We start from the raw sequence: 15,835 nt of genomic DNA, 5'->3' as shown, positions 1-15,835 counted from the left end.
ATCTAATATACTTTTGTAAGGCTTTCGAAGGCTTCAATATTTTCAGTTTCTTTTTGATCAAATTAACAATTACAAACATGAAAAATGATACGCTTACTTCTAACTTTAGCCCTATCGCTAAACCAAAAGTGAACCACCCCACCCTAAGCCTTCATGCTGATATTCACTTGAATCTCAGTGTTTCAACCTTGATTGAAGAGGCTTTGAAAAACGGAGAAGGAACGCTTACCGACAAAGGGGCATTTATGTGCGACACTGGTACGTTTACTGGGCGTTCGCCAAAAGACAAGTTTACTGTCTATGACGACAAGACAGCGGATACTGTAAATTGGGGCGAAATTAACCAAGCCTTTGACCCTGATAAATTTGAGGCACTTTATCAAAAAATGTTAACATTTGTAGCTAATAAAAAGCTATATGCTCGTTATAGTTATGCTTGTGCTAGTCCCGAACATCGTATCAATGTTGTAATTATCAACACATTGGCTTGGCACAATCTGTTTTGCCATCATTTGTTCCTCAGACCCACGATAAGTGAAATAGAAACATTTGAGCCTGAATGGATAATTCTGAACGTTCCTGAGTTTGAAGCAAATCCAGCGATAGATGGTACTCGACAAAGTAATTTTACCATTATTGATTTTAGCCGAAAAATCATCCTGATTGGCGGAACAGCTTATGCAGGGGAAATGAAAAAGGGAATTTTTACCGTACTGAATTTTATTCTTCCTGAGGAGAAAAAGGTGCTTTCGATGCACTGCTCTGCCAATATTGGTGAGGATGGCGACACGGCTTTATTCTTTGGTTTGTCTGGTACAGGAAAAACTACTTTGTCGGCCGACCCTCACAGAAACCTGATTGGCGACGACGAGCATGGCTGGGACGACAAGCAAGTTTTTAATTTTGAAGGTGGCTGTTATGCTAAAGTGATTAACCTAAGCGAAGAACAAGAACCAGAGATTTTTAGGGCTATTCGCTATGGTGCTATTTTAGAAAATACCCGTTTCGTTGCAGGTACAAAAACGGTGGATTATAGCAATCAAAGTGTCACAGAAAATACTAGAACGGCATATCCGATTAATTTTATTCCGAATGTAGCGATGCCTTCGGTAGGCAATGCACCGAAGAATATTTTCTTTCTTACGGCAGATGCTTTTGGGGTATTACCGCCTATTTCAAAATTGAGTACTGAGCAAGCCATGTACTACTTTGTAGCAGGGTATACTTCTAAATTGGCGGGTACGGAAATGGGTATTAAAGAACCACAAGCCACTTTCTCTGCTTGTTTTGGGGCTGCTTTTTTACCACTCCATCCGCTTAAATATGCCCATTTACTGGGAGAGAAAATTAAGACTGGTAACGTCCAAGTTTGGCTAGTCAATACTGGCTGGTCGGGTGGTGGTTATGGTGTAGGGTCAAGAATAAAATTGACTTATACCCGTGCGATGATTCATGCAGCATTAAAAGGTAATTTCGAGCATATAAATTTCAATAAACATGATATATTTGGTTTAGAAATGCCCGAAGAATGCCCGAATGTGCCTACAGAGTTGCTTAACCCTAAAAACACGTGGGAAGACAAAGATGCTTATGACCAAAAAGCTAAAAGTTTAGCGAAGGCTTTTGAGGAGAATTATATGAGAATTGCTTTGTAGCTATGAGCCTTGAGCTGTCAGCTTTCGGTCGTCGGATTTTTTACCTTTGAGCTATGAGCAGTGAGATTTGAGATTTAGCACCGATTTGCATAAAAAACCAAATTCAGTACTTGTATATTCAATACGTGCATATATTTTACTTAATATTTAAAAGCTGAAATCCCAAAGCTCATAACTCACGGCTGACAGCTCAAAGCTAAAAAAATCCGATGACCGAAAGCTGACAGTTCAAAGCTCACGGCTCAAAACTCATATCTCACAGCTAATATACCCCTTTATACTATGACTAATAATCTGACACTAGCTTTACCTGTTGGCACAACGCTTGATAGATTTATTAATCGTCAACAGGAAGCTTTCCCTTATGCAAAAGGCGAGCTTTCACAATTGTTAAGAGACATTGCCCTTGCTTCCAAAATCATTAATCGTGAAATCAATCGAGCAGGCTTGATTGATATTACGGGCGCTTTAGGAAGTTCAAACATTCAAGGGGAAGCGCAACAAAAACTGGATATGATTGCTAATATCCGATTTATTCGGGCATTGGTAAATGGGGGTGAAGTAGTGGGTATTCTTTCTGAGGAAGATGATGAGATTATTCAAACAGGGAATTATAATGCTAAGTATGTAGTAGCGATGGACCCGCTAGATGGTTCGTCGAATATTGATGTAAATGTTTCTATCGGAACCATTTTTTCGATTTATAGGCGCGTGAGCGATATAGGTACACCTGCGATTGAAGATGATTTTTTACAAGGCGGACGCAAGCAAGTGGCGGCAGGATATATTCTGTATGGCTCGTCGACCATCATGGTTTATACTACTGGCAAAGGGGTGAATGCGTTTACTTATGAAAATTCGTTAGGAGAATACTTTCTGTCGCACGCTGATATAAAAATGCCTGAGGATGGTAAAATTTATTCGGTAAACGAGGCCTACTTTGAAGAATTTACCAATCCTGTCAAAGAATTTATTCAAGATATGCGTAAGCATTCGGGTTGTATGGCTCGTTATATTGGTTCTTTAGTCGGCGATTTCCACCGAAACCTCCTCAAAGGTGGTATTTATATGTATCCACCAACCCGAAAAGCAAAAGAGGGTAAACTAAGATTGTTGTATGAATGCTATCCGCTGGCTTTTGTCATTGAGCAAGCAGGCGGATTGTCGTCTGATGGTATGCAAAGTCTTTTAGATATCGTTCCTGAAAGCATTCATCAGCGAAATATCGTCTATTTGGGTTCTAAAAATCAGTTAACACAGTTACAGAAGAAACTAGAAAAATATCATACTTTTTTAATGGAACAAATAAAAGCTGGGCTTTAGTAGCCTCCCCAAAACCAATCTACAGTCATTAGTTACATAAAACAAATAAGGCAGGATAATACTTCCTCAACAAAAAAGATTATTTTGCACTCCGTTACAATCTCTGTGCAAAATAATCTTTTTAACATGAAAAAAATTTACAATATCATCTTCATCATTGGCTTATGCTTCATTAACCATTTTGATATAAAGGCTCAATCTAAAAATGCAGAAATTTGGTTGACAAGTCCTGATAAATCTATCTTATTCCAGAAGCAAGCAAAGACTTTTAATTTTGAAGTTACCACCAATACGTTACCGAGTATCATCGTAGACGAAAGTAAAACCTTTCAGAAAATGGATGGCTTTGGTTTTACCCTTACGGGCGGTAGTGCGATGTTGATTAATCAAATGGGGGCTAATGAAAGAAGTACTTTATTAAAAGAGCTTTTTGCTACCAATAACAACAATATTGGCGTCAGTTATTTAAGAATTAGTGTGGGTGCTTCGGACTTAGACGACCATGTTTTTTCTTATGATGATTTGCCTAACGGACAAACAGATACTGAACTAGCTAAATTCAGCCTTGCTCCCGACCAACAATATCTTATCCCTGTATTAAAACAGATTTTAACTATTAATCCCGACATTAAAATTCTTGCTTCGCCGTGGTCACCACCCACGTGGATGAAAACGAATGGGAGTTCAAAAGGCGGAAGTTTGAAACCCGAATATTATACTACTTATGCTAAATATTTGGCTAAATATGTACAAGAAATGAAAAAGGAAGGTATCAGAATAGATGCCATGACTGTTCAGAATGAGCCATTACACCCTGGTAATAATCCAAGTTTGTTGATGTTGCCAGAAGAACAAGCATTGTTTGTAAAAAAACACCTTGGCCCAACTTTCAAAACAGCGAAAATAGATACGAAAATTATTATTTATGACCATAATGCCGACCGCCCAGATTATCCTATCAGTATTTTAGACGACCCCGAAGCTAAAAAATACATTGATGGCTCCGCATTCCATTTATATGGCGGAAGTATCCACGCTTTAACGGATGTTCACAATGCGCATCCTGATAAAAACCTATATTTTACGGAACAATGGATTGGTAGCCCAGGGAATTTCCCAGGAGATTTAGGCTGGCATATCAAAAGTTTGATTATCGGTGGCCCACGAAATTGGTGTAAAACGGTGTTGGAATGGAACTTAGCCGCTGACCCTAAGCAAAACCCACATACCGAAGGTGGCTGTACGGAATGTTTAGGAGCGATTACGATTGATAAAAATAATATTATCCGTAATCCTGCTTATTATATCATTGCCCATGCCTCTAAATTTGTCCGACCAAATTCTGTAAGAATAGCCTCTAACAGTACGATGACGTTAACAAATGTAGCATTCAAAACGCCAACAGGCAAAAAGGTATTGATTGTACAAAATGAAAGTATTAAGCCTCAGAAATTCAATATTTCATACCAAGGCAAAAAAGCAGTGCAGACTTTAGAAGCAGGCATGGTGGCTACTTATGTTTGGTAAGTGTGTTTGATGAGTAGTATTTATTAACAAGGTAAATGCTACTCAAAGTTTTATTGAAACATCTAAATATCCGCCTAAACCAAGTTCAACAATTCTTTAAAATTTTTATACCCTTTTTCTAATTTCTCTCGCCGTGCTGAGCCACGTTTGCCGTAATACTTATCCTTAAATTCATCAAGGGTTAGAATATTCTTTTCTGTTTTCATATTCTTCTTTTATTACATCAAAAATAACATTTCTAACAATAAGACGATTCTTAATCAATTAAAAAATATCCCCCACTATTATCCACAAATCCATCAAAGTCATTATTTTTGTTCATACACTTAATACTTTAATACCATGAACGAAGCCTTTCTACACTTTCTATGGCAATTTCAATATTTTGACAAATCTTGCCTACAAACTACTGACAATGAAACAATTCAAGTTTTAAGAATTGGACAACCTAACACCAATGCTGGGGCAGATTTTCAAGATGCCCGATTATTAATTGACGAGGTAGAATGGGCTGGTACTGTTGAAATCCATGTAAAATCTTCTGATTGGAATATCCATGCCCATGATGCTGATGTGGCATATCAGAATGTAATTCTTCATGTGGTTTGGCAAGATGACCAATCTATCGTAAGAAGCGACCAAACCAAAATTCCAACACTGATTCTTTCTGATAAGACGGATTATTCTTTGGCACAAAAATATCAGGCTTTGCTTGAAAGCAAACAGCCAATGGCCTGTTATTCGCAGTTCCAAAAAGTATCTGCCTTGAAAAAATACGCTATGCTAGACAAGGTGTTGATGCAGCGATTAGAAAATAAAGCCCTGTTTGTGCATCAGTATTTAGCTGAAAACAAACAAGATTGGGAAGAAACGGCTTATCAAACATTGGCCAAAAACTTTGGGTTTAAACTGAATGCTGAGCCCTTTTTTCGCTTAGCAAAAGCTTTGCCCTTAAAAATACTTGCCAAGCATCGTGATAACCTTTTTCAGCTTGAAGCATTGCTTTTCGGAGTAGCTGGTTTTTTATCTGCGAATAGTTTTGAAGACGATTATCAAACAAAACTAGCGAAGGAGTTTCAATTTCTTTCAACGAAATACCAACTGCAAGACAATATACTTGGGACGCACGAATGGAAATATTTACGGCTAAGACCCGCTAATTTCCCGACAGTAAGGCTAGCACAATTTGCTAAGCTCATTCAAGAAAATATTAATTTGTTTTCGGTAATCCTGCACCTCGACAACATCGAAAATGTTTCCAAGACCTTTAAAATAGAACAATCGGGCTATTGGCAAGAACACTATGTTTTTGGGAAGAAAGCAACGGGAAAAGTGGCGATTATTGGTGAAACTTCGGTAGAAAATATCGTCATCAACACCGTTGTACCGTTGCTAGTGGCTTATAGCAAACAAAAAGATGATGAAAGATATCTTGAAAAGGCTATCCGATTTTTAGAAGAATTGCCTGCTGAAAACAATAAAATTACCAAACATTGGCAAACGTTGGATTTGCCAATGAAAACAGCTTTTGATTCCCAAGCGGGTATCGAATGGTTTAATCAGTTTTGTACTATCAAAAAATGCCTTTCTTGTGAAGTAGGCATTAGTTTGTTACGAGAAAAACTATAGTTTTAAGCCAAAAGCTAAGTCTCCAGCATCGCCTAAGCCCGGAACGATGTAATATTTTTCATTCAGATGGTCATCTATTGTTCCTACAAAAAACTCGGCTTCGGGCATATTTCGTTGCAAATAAGCCAATCCTTCGGGGGCGGTTATAGCAGCAGCAATAATTACTTTGGCAGGCTTGCCGTAGGATAATAGTGCTTCGTATGATTTCAACAAAGATTTACCAGTTGCCAACATGGGGTCTATTAAAATAATGGTTTTGCCCGTTAGGTCTGGACTTGCCAAATAATCCATTTGTATATCAAATGTTTCGTCTGCCCGATGTTTGCCACGATATGCCCCAATAAATGCATTTTGTGCCTTATCGAATACATTAATAAACCCTTGGTGGAAAGGCAAACTAGCCCGTAAGATAGCTACCAAAACAGGTTGTTGACTCAAAAGTTCTGTTTTAGCAATGGCTAACGGACTTTGAATAAAAGCCTTTTCATAACCAAGCGTTTTAGAAATCTCATACGCCAATACCTCTCCTAGTCGCTCCATATTTCTTCTGAAACGCATCGCATCTTGTTGAACGGTTACATCACGCAATTCAGCGATAAAATGATTGGCAATTGTGTTGGTTGAAGTTAAGATGAACATAGAGGAAGATTATTAATAGTGATTGGCGAATCGTCCGCAGTCGCGGTAGTATTCCTAATTATCCGTTATTTACGATAAATATAAACGTTTCTACAATTGTATTGATTACTTAATTGTCTGCCTTTTTAGATACTATTTCAAAGATAATTAACCATTTTTGAACAATCAACTTACTCTATCACAATATCATACTGATACAACAATCCTTTCAGACCATCATAAGAGAATTTGGCTTTTTTGAGGGTATTCTTCTCAGGATTAATCGCAAAATGTTCTGCACTCCTAAAGTCTGCTTTTGATAAATTGGTTTGTTCAAAAACAGTATTTAACAAATCGCATTGATTGAATGAAGCTCCCGTCAAATCTGCTTCGGTAAAATTTGCTTCCTGAATCTGACAATTATCAAATTTCGTTTTCTGAAGTTTCTTTTTGAAAAAGTAGGTATAATTTAAGGAGCAATTGTTGAAATATACCGCAAACAAAAACTCTTTACTAATGCTGAAATCTACCCCTATTATTTTACAATCAATAAACTTTACGGTTTTTAAACTGGTATTATTGATGTTAGCACTACTAAGGTTGCAACTTTCAAAAGTACAATCTATAAAATCGTTATTGGAAAGATTAGCATTAGAAAAATCACAGTTTTTAAAGGTGCAGCTATCGTATTCTTTATGGGTAATTGCTTGTTTTGAAAAATCTATTTTCTCAAAAGTTTGCTCATAGAATTCCTCTTTCATTCACGCTTATTGTTTATTAGTGCTTTTATCCAACTTCTTATTAATCTCATTTAGCAAAGCAAATTGTTTGGCTTGTGTTTCAAAAAGTGTTTTGATTTGTTCTTCTAACAATAAATCCATCTTTTGCTGTAAACTCCTGATTTGGGTTTCTGCTTTCAAGTTAACCAAATAATCGTTTTCGCTTTCTATCCTGTCTTTTTCTTCTTGTCGGTTTTGGCTCATCATAATGATAGGGGCTTGCAACGCCGCTATACATGATAAAACCAAATTCATCAGAATAAAAGGATAAGGGTCAAATCGGAATTTTGCAATTATCAAGCTATTAAAAGCTATCCATACCGTAAGGATGGTAACAAATATGATAATAAACTTCCAGCTCCCTCCAAATTTGGCTACTTTATCAGAAATAGCTTGTCCTCTGGTAACCTTTTCAGTAGGTGGATTCAATTTATCCTCCACAATAAGGCGTTCTGATTTAATCGTATCTTCAACAATTTGGTGAAGCTTTTCAATATGTTGGCTTTCCTCAGCTAAAAGCTTGTCTATGTCAGTGTTTTTTTTCATGGGTATGGTTACTAGTTGTGAGTTAGTGGGTTGTGAGTTAGTGAGTTTTTAATTAGTGGGTTGTGAGTTAAGAGGAATTGTAAATTGTTGGTATTACTTATCAACGTAGAAAAGTTAATTAATTATCAATTAAAAATTCACTAACTAATAATTCACTAACTCACAATTCGCAACCCACTAACTCACAACTCACTAACCAAAAACTCACAATTGAAACAGTTTCTCCAAATGATGATATTCAATACCAAAATATGCTTTGGTGGCTTTTAGTTTTTCTAAAATCTCTGGGTTCTTTTGTTGGGCTTTCGGGTTCCTGATACCTACTACAAATACATTTTTAGGCGTATGGGCATCCGAAATAAACTGAAATACCTTGGTCTTATACCCAAAATATTCCAGAATCATTGCTCTGATACCATCCGTCACCATTTCTGCCTGACGTTCCAGAAAGATACCATATTTTGTCAGGAAGTCTAATTCATTACTGGCTTTATGTTTTTCGATTTCTCTTCTAATCTGTTTATGACAACATGGTGCTACCACAATCAAATCAGCTTCAGCCGTGATTCCTTTATAAATAGCATCATCCGTAGCGGTATCGCACGCATGAAGAGCAATTAAAATATTCGTGCCAATGCTATTATAGTCTTCAATGGTGCCTTCTACAAAATTAAGCTTCTCAAAACCCGTATTTTGGGCAATACGATTACACAATTGCACCATATCGGGTCTAAACTCTACGCCTGTTACCTCTGCTTCTAGCTTCAACACATTCGTCAGGTAGTCGTACAAAGCAAAGGTTAAATATCCCTTCCCCGAACCCATATCGGCTACTTTCAAAAGGTTTTGCGTAGGAATATCTTTGATTAACGAGCTTAGAATTTCTACATAATGATTTATCTGTCGATATTTATCTTGTGCATTTTTATAGACATTCCCTTCTTCATCTGTAATCTTCAATTCATGCAAATAAGGCTTTTCTTGCGGTTTTATTAAGCGATTTTTAGCCTTGTCATGTTCTAAAGAAGTAGCATTAGGATTGGTAGAAGCATTTTTTCGAAGTACTGTTTTCTGATTGATTTTCTCTATAATCAAATCAAACTGTGTGCTAAAAAGCGTAGCAATATTAAAGCCTTCTTGTAAAGCTTTTTCTATTAAACCGATGCCTTCTGCTACACCAAAGTTTTTTACAATATCACGGGTTTTATAGCGATATGTAAAACTAAGTTTCTCTTCTTTTTTTATTAAAACTCTTTTGATATAAATATTCTTGAGTTGTTCTTCAGCACCTTTATAATTGCCTAATGATATTTTAACGAAAGAATTATCAAGCAGACTTTCATGGATAGTCTGGATAAATGTCGCTAAGTGTTCTGGTTGATTCATGGTATGTGGATATTACTCAGCGATTTCAAATATTTTTGGCAAGCCCATTTCTCTAGCATAATGCGCTGTGCCATACTTGTAAACATATTCTAACAAAGTGTTAGTATCAGCATGAAAGTCAAACTGAATATCTGGGTGAAGTTTTACGACCTTTTTTAATAAAAAATCAACTCGTTTTACGATATAAAGGGCTAGCGTATCAGACTTTGAATTGTACTTTTCTATCCATTTTAGTTGTTTCTCAAAACAATCTTTCAAGAGCTTCAGCGTCAATTCTACTTCCCCATATTTATCTTTCGTGACTCTTACATGACGAGTAATCTGAGCGTTGGTATTACGCATATCCATCATCAAATAACCCGATGAGAAAACAGGCGTATCGTATAAAGTATCAATGATGATTTTGATATCTTCTCGCCTCGACTCAATCGTCAGTCCTTCTTCTACCAAGGTAAAGGTTAATTGCTCAATCAATATCTCATCTTTGCCAATAAGCCTTAATAATAATTTATCTTTATCTTTCTGAGGCATTGAAACAATTGCCTGTTGTAGTTCTTTTTCTAATTTTGCCATTCCTAATACAAAAAGTGAAGCAATGATTTGTTGTTATCTTCATAACAAAGTTACGGATAAATGAGTTTTTAAAGTATTAAACTGTAATTACTTGCTCAGGTACATCTTTTCCATGAAACATAAAGGACTATTTTTTGCCATTAGCATTATTTCGCTTTGGGCTTTGTCGCTACTATATTTATTGAATTATCCAATCGATTTCGCTAATCCTTTGGTGTATGTTTTTGTATTAATACAAATGCAGTTGTACACAGGCATTTTTATTACTGCTCACGATGCAATTCATGGCGTAGTGACACCCGATAACAAACGATTGAATAATGCCATTGGCTTTGTCTGTGCTACGCTTTTTGCCTTTAATAATTATTATAAATTATCAAGGAAGCATCATCTGCACCACAAAAACGTAGTGACCGACGAAGATCCAGATTATTATGCAGGAGGATTTTTCAGATGGTATTTGAAGTTTGCCTTAGAGTATGTAACCTTCTGGCAGATTTTGTTAATGGCTATTACTTATAATTTATTGAAGCTGGTGTATCCGATGGAAAATCTCATTCTATTTTGGGAAATTCCTGCTATTCTGAGTACCCTACAGCTTTTTTATTTTGGCACATACCTCCCTCACCGTGGTGAACACGAAGCCCACGACGTCCACAAAGCGCGTAGCCAGAAACTAAACCATGTTGTGGCGTTTATTTCTTGCTATTTTTTTGGTTATCATCACGAACACCATGCTTACCCCTATCTACCTTGGTGGAAATTGGCGGAGGCTAAAGAACAAGAGGAATTAATAATAAAGCATAAAAGGGAAATGTAAATCCCGAAGGGATGTCAGGATTATAACAATGATTGCATTGTGGTTTACAAAACCCTGAAAGGGTGAAATAAAGGTTGTAAAGAATTCCTGTATCACCCCTTCGAAGTTTTATCTTATTTGCTATTTTCTTGTCTATAATTCTCACACCCCTTCAGGATTCGCTTTATTCAGCTTTCTAAATTCACTCCACATTCAACACTCAAAACTCATCACTCAAAAGTCCTAATTGTTTCAAATGATGGTCGAGGTGGCGAACATAATCATTTGCCACAAATTCAAGGGTTACCAATTCTTGTCCTAACATAGGGGTCGTTGCATTTCCCCAATTTGTGATAGTGCCATAGTTCTCTTTGGGTAAATTAAGCAACACCCTACAAAAATGCTTGTTTAACAATACCCACAATTGAAGTAAATCTTTGCTATCATAATGTTGATAATCAGCGGCTTTCACCCATTCGTTTTGTCGATAAATGATGTGTGCATTTTCTTGGTATTGCCCCACTACCATTCTGCGAATATTACTTTGGGCAGAATCTATCAGATGTCCCAATACTTCTTTCTTAGACCATTTCTCAGGACTTTCCTTAGCTACTAATTCAGCTTCTGAGCATTGCGAAATATAGTTTTCTACAGCTACAATTCTGGCTTGAAGGGTGGATACTACTGCTTCCATGCTATTGATATTCGGGATGTTTGGCAATAAATTTACGAAGATTTCCCATCGCTCGTTCTCTTACTTGTTTTTTCAAGAAGGGAGTCCACCCCAATAGTTTACCTATCATACCTAAGGACTGTGACGACCAGCGATAAAAACTAAATTTATCACGATGCGTGAGAATCTTACCATCTTTAAAAGTAAAACTAGCCTCTATGATATTGTGTACTTTATTGCCCGATTGCGAGAATGTGTACCAAGCCTCCCAGTGTGCCTGCCCTGTATTGTCATCTGCTTTTATATCAGAATATTCTACAATAGTACTTGCCCCTACTCCGCAAAGCATTCGCCACATAGCAGGAATTTCTTTGCCTTTCAAGTCAAAGGCTTCGTCTTTAAAGGTAGCTTCTGGATGATAACAATCACCCATTGTCTTGAAGTCTTTTACCTTAAAAGCTTCATAAAATGTCTGGATTAGTGTTTCGTTGGGGGTCATTGTTTTTTTTAAGCTTTGAGCTATGAGCAGTGAGCTATGAGATTTCTTTAACTTATCAAACCTCTACATTAACATAGTCAAAAATATAATAGTTGAATTTAATTTCTATTTGCTTATAAATAAGTTGAAATTTATGTCAACCTATTTTAGGCAAACACACATAAAATCTCATAGCTCACGGCTTATAGCTTACAGCTAAAAAATTACACCTTCACTTCCTTTCCTGTCTTAGCTGCTTTAAAAATTGCTTCAATCAGTTTCATATCTCTTAGCCCTTCTTCACCAGGGGTGATATTGGGTTTGTTATTGATAATAGCGTCGCAAATACCCTCCATTTCCAGTACTTGGTGATATACAATTGGCAATTTCATTTCGCCTTTTGATGTTTTTCCTTTCAATGGCCCATAATCGTAAGCTGGCGACATCTCTAAATTTCCATTTTCATAGCCTACATACAAACGTTGCAAACCGCTGTTATATGTAGTAGTATGATTTGAAACCGCTCCACTCGGGAATTTCATTTGCCAGAAAAGCGTTTCTTCAATACCCGGCAAATATATGTCTGGTCGTGTTTTTACGGTTTGTGCCGTTACCGAAATCGGTTCTTCGCCAGTGGCATACCTAGCCGCATTTAAGGCATAAATACCCACATCCATCATTGGCCCTCCGCCCGACAGTTTAGGGTTCAATCGCCATGCTTTTAAATCACGTAACGGAAAACCAAAACTTGCTTCTACAAAAGTAACCTTGCCAAAATCCTTATCTTTTGCCAAACGCATTACCTCGTTGGTAAATGGCTCGTAGTGCAAACGATAACCAATGGCCAACTGAACATTGGCAGCCTTGCAAGCGGCAATCATCTCTTCAGCCTCCTTTACCGAAACTGCCATTGGTTTCTCACAAATTACGTGCTTGCCAGCTTTGGCGGCACGAAGCGTAAACTCGTGGTGCATTGAATTGGGCAATACTACATACACCACATCAATGTCAGGATTATTAGCAATTTGGTCAAAATTTTGATAATTGTAGATATTTTTGTCTGGAATATTATACTTTTTCTTCCAAGTTTCTGCCTTTTCAGGCGTACCTGTCACGATACCAACTAGTCGGCAATTAGTCGTTTTTTCGAGTGCTGGGGCCAATTGATAGGTAGCATAATAGCCCAAACCAACCAAGGCTACTCCTAGTTTTTTCTCGGGAAAGGCTGCCTCAGCCTTTAAAGAAGCAAGCATAGGAACAGTAAGCGACGTAGCCGCAAAGGTTTTTAGGAAATCTCTCCGTGTGTTTTTCATAGTTAATCTGGAATATAAATTGGTTTTTATCGTTTTCAGTATTACAAAGCTATTAGTATCCCAATTGATTTTCTTAATTTTAACGAATACATTTTTAAACTATTCGTCATCGACATCCATTCAATAAATACCTTTATGAAAACATATTTGTGTGCAATTGCCTTCCTCCTATTTACTTGTTCGTTATCAGCAGATAAACCTGCCTATATGCTTTATAGCAAGCAATTAAAAGAGACTTCCTACCAAAAGATGATGAAAGAATTGGCAACAGCCGATATTGTTTTCTTTGGTGAATTACATGATAATTCTTTAAATCATTGGCTTGAATTACAGGTTACTAAAGATTTATTTGCGCTCAAAAAAGAAAAATTGGTACTTGGTGCTGAAATGTTTGAGGCAGATAACCAAACGGTATTGACAGAATACCTCAAAGGTTTTATCACTGCCAAACAATTGGAAACCGAAGCAAAAGTATGGCAAAATTATCAAACTGATTATAAACCTTTACTAGATTTTGCCTTGAAAAACAAGTTGAATTTTGTAGCCTCTAATATCCCTCGCAGATATGCCAGTATGGTTTCAAAAGGTGGATTAGAAGCCCTCAATCAACTATCAGACGATGCCAAAAAGAATATTGCTCCGCTACCCATTGAAGTAGATTTAACCTTGCCTGCCTATGCCGAAATGATGAAAATGGGCGGTATGCACGGCAGTGGTGGAACAAGTATTTCAGCAGAAAATATTACTAAAGCTCAAATTATTAAGGATGCCACAATGGCAAACTTTATTTTGAAGAATTGGCAACAAGAACAGTGTTTTTTACATTATAATGGAAGTTATCATTCAAATAACTTTGAGGGGATAGTTTGGCATTTGAAAAGAAAGAATCCAGCGTTGAAAATAGTGACGATTAACACGATTGAAGAAAGTGATATTGAACATCCTTCAGAGAAGGCAAAAAACTCAGCAGATTTTATCATCGCTATCCCTGATGATATGACGAAAAGCTACTGAAGGGCCTAAGGACTAAAGGACTTTATGACTAGAAGACTAAAGGATATTAGACACTAGATATTTGACACTAGGATGTTGGAAATTAGAGAAAAAAAGCAAATCACTAATTCACAATTCACTCAATCACTAATTCACAACTCACTAACTAAAAACAATCACTAATTCACAATTCACTCAATCACTAACTCACAACTCACTCAATCACTAACTAAAAACAATCACTAACTCACAATTAAAAAAATGCAAGACATAGAACCATTTTATAATTGGGAAAACCTTTATGTAGCTTCTAAAGATCCACGCTCACCTTTTTATGAGCGGCTTTATAATACGTCCTATTATGAACATGATATTTATGGTTACTTTATTCATCCTTTTTGGGATGAATTTGAATCGGAAACACTATATTGTAAGATATTATTTTGTGATTACGACCTTCGTTTTGTCATCATCGAAATGTTTGGTGAATGGAATGATACCCTCCACAACGATATTATGTGGTTTAAACGAAATGTGATAGACCACCTCATCAATCAAGGTATTAATCAATTTATCTTGGTGGGCGAAAACGTGCTGAATTTCCACGGAAGCCACGAGGACGATTATTATGCCGAATGGTTTGAGGAAGTAGAAGACGGATGGATAGCAGCTTGTAACTTCAGAGACTTTATTCAACAGGAGTGGACAAAATTTCGACTAGACTATTACCTTAATTTTGGCGGAACGCTAGATGTAGTAAATTGGAGAGTATTAGCTCCCCGACAATTTTATGAAGTAATCAAAGCATTAATGACAAGACGATTAAACTAATATTTTCCTTTCAAAACAATGAGCGTAATTTTCACCACTATTACTAAAGACGAAGAAATCTGGCAGTTATTGGATTTACAACAGAAAAACTTAACCCGAAATATTTCAGAGAATGTAGCCAACGACCAAGGTTTTGTAACGGTTGTTCATAACTTCAAATTGCTTTCTCGCATGAATGAGGCCTATCCGCAAATCATTGCCAAGGATGGCAACCAAGTGGTGGGCTATGCATTAGTCATGCCCGAAAGTTTTAGAAATGATATTCCAGTATTGACAGCAATGTTTACGATGCTCGATGAACTGGAATATAAAGGCAAGTTGGTGAAAGATTACCGCTATTATGCCATGGGGCAAATTTGTGTGGCAGAGGGCTATCGTGGGCAAGGACTTTTTGATGGACTATACGCCAAACATAAAACTGAATTATCAGATAAATTTGAGCTTTGCGTGACTGAAATTGCCAAACGTAATACTCGTTCTTTGGCAGCCCATAAAAGAGTAGGCTTTGAAATTATTCATGAATATTTTGATACGACATATCCTGAGCTTTGGGAAGTAGTGGTGTGGGATTTGAGGGGATAGATTGTTAATAAAATAACCTCACCTTAAACCGTGGTCTGTGTCACACAGAACACGGTTATAAGTTTTAGCCACAAGCCAATAAGTATTTAAAAATCAATAACTTATCACTAGCGAGGGACTTAAGTCCCTC

The 15,835-nt window shown here is 36.9% G+C and carries 17 protein-coding genes; 8 read left to right on the top strand and 9 right to left on the bottom strand.

Annotated elements, in window-relative coordinates; translation table 11 throughout:
- The first annotated feature begins 5 nt into the window (after nt 1–5).
- The 3 genes from pckA (at nt 6) to AC07XN_RS17620 (ending at nt 4,505) form a co-directional block, all read left to right on the top strand.
- Nucleotides 6–1,655, top strand: coding sequence for a phosphoenolpyruvate carboxykinase (ATP) (pckA, locus tag AC07XN_RS17630; protein ID WP_494744011.1), 1,650 nt, complete (start codon nt 6–8; stop codon nt 1,653–1,655).
- 282 nt (nt 1,656–1,937) lie between these two features.
- A complete protein-coding gene (fbp, locus tag AC07XN_RS17625; RefSeq protein WP_494744010.1) occupies nt 1,938–2,978 on the top strand; it encodes a class 1 fructose-bisphosphatase in 1,041 nt (346 codons plus the stop codon).
- A gap of 126 nt (nt 2,979–3,104) precedes the next feature.
- Entirely contained in the window at nt 3,105–4,505 is a 1,401-nt protein-coding gene (locus AC07XN_RS17620) for a glycoside hydrolase family 30 protein (RefSeq protein WP_494744009.1), read from the top strand.
- A gap of 74 nt (nt 4,506–4,579) precedes the next feature.
- Here AC07XN_RS17620 and AC07XN_RS17615 read toward each other — a convergent pair whose 3' ends face one another.
- A complete protein-coding gene (locus tag AC07XN_RS17615; protein WP_494744008.1) occupies nt 4,580–4,711 on the bottom strand; it encodes a hypothetical protein in 132 nt (43 codons plus the stop codon).
- 136 nt (nt 4,712–4,847) lie between these two features.
- Here AC07XN_RS17615 and AC07XN_RS17610 point away from each other — a divergent pair, with 136 nt between their 5' ends.
- Nucleotides 4,848–6,134, top strand: a complete 1,287-nt coding sequence (locus AC07XN_RS17610) for a DUF2851 family protein (protein ID WP_494744007.1) — start codon at nt 4,848–4,850, stop codon at nt 6,132–6,134.
- On the opposite strand, the gene upp is transcribed toward AC07XN_RS17610, so the two are convergent.
- From upp to AC07XN_RS17585, 5 genes are all read right to left on the bottom strand, one after another.
- Entirely contained in the window at nt 6,129–6,773 is a 645-nt protein-coding gene (gene upp, locus AC07XN_RS17605) for a uracil phosphoribosyltransferase (RefSeq protein ID WP_494744006.1), read from the bottom strand. The genes AC07XN_RS17610 and upp overlap by 6 nt on opposite strands.
- Nucleotides 6,774–6,943: 170 nt before the next feature.
- Nucleotides 6,944–7,513: a pentapeptide repeat-containing protein gene (locus AC07XN_RS17600; protein ID WP_494744005.1), complete on the bottom strand. Its 570-nt coding sequence runs from the start codon at nt 7,511–7,513 to the stop codon at nt 6,944–6,946.
- A 6-nt stretch (nt 7,514–7,519) separates the two neighbouring features.
- Nucleotides 7,520–8,077 (bottom strand): DUF1003 domain-containing protein, encoded by a 558-nt coding sequence (locus AC07XN_RS17595; protein ID WP_494744004.1) that lies wholly within the window; start codon nt 8,075–8,077, stop codon nt 7,520–7,522.
- A 204-nt stretch (nt 8,078–8,281) separates the two neighbouring features.
- Nucleotides 8,282–9,463, bottom strand: a complete 1,182-nt coding sequence (locus tag AC07XN_RS17590; RefSeq protein WP_494744003.1) for a class I SAM-dependent methyltransferase — start codon at nt 9,461–9,463, stop codon at nt 8,282–8,284.
- A 12-nt stretch (nt 9,464–9,475) separates the two neighbouring features.
- Nucleotides 9,476–10,036, bottom strand: a complete 561-nt coding sequence (locus AC07XN_RS17585; protein ID WP_309914436.1) for a hypothetical protein — start codon at nt 10,034–10,036, stop codon at nt 9,476–9,478.
- Between the two features lie 112 nt (nt 10,037–10,148).
- On the opposite strand from AC07XN_RS17585, the gene AC07XN_RS17580 reads away from it, so the two are divergent.
- The gene (locus AC07XN_RS17580) at nt 10,149–10,856 is read left to right on the top strand and encodes a fatty acid desaturase (RefSeq protein WP_494744002.1); all 708 of its coding nucleotides are present in this window, start codon (nt 10,149–10,151) and stop codon (nt 10,854–10,856) included.
- A 199-nt stretch (nt 10,857–11,055) separates the two neighbouring features.
- On the opposite strand, the gene AC07XN_RS17575 is transcribed toward AC07XN_RS17580, so the two are convergent.
- The 3 genes from AC07XN_RS17575 to AC07XN_RS17565 all read right to left on the bottom strand — a co-directional run bounded on the left by AC07XN_RS17575 (nt 11,056) and on the right by AC07XN_RS17565 (nt 13,299).
- Entirely contained in the window at nt 11,056–11,529 is a 474-nt protein-coding gene (locus AC07XN_RS17575; RefSeq protein ID WP_494744001.1) for a DinB family protein, read from the bottom strand.
- Nucleotide 11,530: 1 nt separating this feature from the next.
- A complete protein-coding gene (locus tag AC07XN_RS17570) occupies nt 11,531–12,007 on the bottom strand; it encodes a nuclear transport factor 2 family protein (RefSeq protein WP_494744000.1) in 477 nt (158 codons plus the stop codon).
- Between the two features lie 203 nt (nt 12,008–12,210).
- Complete coding sequence (locus AC07XN_RS17565) at nt 12,211–13,299, bottom strand: Gfo/Idh/MocA family protein (RefSeq protein WP_309914423.1); 1,089 nt, start codon at nt 13,297–13,299, stop codon at nt 12,211–12,213.
- 135 nt (nt 13,300–13,434) lie between these two features.
- On the opposite strand from AC07XN_RS17565, the gene AC07XN_RS17560 reads away from it, so the two are divergent.
- The 3 genes from AC07XN_RS17560 (at nt 13,435) to AC07XN_RS17550 (ending at nt 15,705) form a co-directional block, all read left to right on the top strand.
- Complete coding sequence (locus AC07XN_RS17560) at nt 13,435–14,313, top strand: ChaN family lipoprotein (protein ID WP_494743999.1); 879 nt, start codon at nt 13,435–13,437, stop codon at nt 14,311–14,313.
- Between the two features lie 240 nt (nt 14,314–14,553).
- Nucleotides 14,554–15,123 (top strand): hypothetical protein, encoded by a 570-nt coding sequence (locus AC07XN_RS17555; RefSeq protein WP_309914418.1) that lies wholly within the window; start codon nt 14,554–14,556, stop codon nt 15,121–15,123.
- An 18-nt stretch (nt 15,124–15,141) separates the two neighbouring features.
- On the top strand, nt 15,142–15,705 hold the full coding sequence (locus tag AC07XN_RS17550) for a GNAT family N-acetyltransferase (RefSeq protein ID WP_494743998.1): 564 nt from the start codon (nt 15,142–15,144) through the stop codon (nt 15,703–15,705).
- Nucleotides 15,706–15,835: the final 130 nt, after the last annotated feature.

It is taken from the genome of Arcicella sp. GW458-12-2-14-TSB2, from assembly GCF_059423785.1.
Note: the sequence above shows the minus strand (reverse complement) of the source record. Positions and strands in the feature narration are given on the sequence as shown.

Excerpts from the sequence above, each read along its gene's own strand:
- AC07XN_RS17550 (WP_494743998.1), top strand. The coding sequence starts at position 15,142 with ATGAGCGTAATTTTCACCACTATTACTAAAGACGAAGAAATCTGGCAG.
- AC07XN_RS17595 (WP_494744004.1), bottom strand. The coding sequence starts at position 8,077 with ATGAAAAAAAACACTGACATAGACAAGCTTTTAGCTGAGGAAAGCCAA.
- AC07XN_RS17600 (WP_494744005.1), bottom strand. The coding sequence starts at position 7,513 with ATGAAAGAGGAATTCTATGAGCAAACTTTTGAGAAAATAGATTTTTCA.
- AC07XN_RS17575 (WP_494744001.1), bottom strand. The coding sequence starts at position 11,529 with ATGGAAGCAGTAGTATCCACCCTTCAAGCCAGAATTGTAGCTGTAGAA.
- upp (WP_494744006.1), bottom strand. The coding sequence starts at position 6,773 with ATGTTCATCTTAACTTCAACCAACACAATTGCCAATCATTTTATCGCT.
- AC07XN_RS17610 (WP_494744007.1), top strand. The coding sequence starts at position 4,848 with ATGAACGAAGCCTTTCTACACTTTCTATGGCAATTTCAATATTTTGAC.
- AC07XN_RS17590 (WP_494744003.1), bottom strand. The coding sequence starts at position 9,463 with ATGAATCAACCAGAACACTTAGCGACATTTATCCAGACTATCCATGAA.
- AC07XN_RS17620 (WP_494744009.1), top strand. The coding sequence starts at position 3,105 with ATGAAAAAAATTTACAATATCATCTTCATCATTGGCTTATGCTTCATT.
- AC07XN_RS17585 (WP_309914436.1), bottom strand. The coding sequence starts at position 10,036 with ATGGCAAAATTAGAAAAAGAACTACAACAGGCAATTGTTTCAATGCCT.
- AC07XN_RS17580 (WP_494744002.1), top strand. The coding sequence starts at position 10,149 with ATGAAACATAAAGGACTATTTTTTGCCATTAGCATTATTTCGCTTTGG.
- AC07XN_RS17570 (WP_494744000.1), bottom strand. The coding sequence starts at position 12,007 with ATGACCCCCAACGAAACACTAATCCAGACATTTTATGAAGCTTTTAAG.
- AC07XN_RS17565 (WP_309914423.1), bottom strand. The coding sequence starts at position 13,299 with ATGAAAAACACACGGAGAGATTTCCTAAAAACCTTTGCGGCTACGTCG.
- fbp (WP_494744010.1), top strand. The coding sequence starts at position 1,938 with ATGACTAATAATCTGACACTAGCTTTACCTGTTGGCACAACGCTTGAT.
- AC07XN_RS17615 (WP_494744008.1), bottom strand. The coding sequence starts at position 4,711 with ATGAAAACAGAAAAGAATATTCTAACCCTTGATGAATTTAAGGATAAG.
- AC07XN_RS17560 (WP_494743999.1), top strand. The coding sequence starts at position 13,435 with ATGAAAACATATTTGTGTGCAATTGCCTTCCTCCTATTTACTTGTTCG.
- AC07XN_RS17555 (WP_309914418.1), top strand. The coding sequence starts at position 14,554 with ATGCAAGACATAGAACCATTTTATAATTGGGAAAACCTTTATGTAGCT.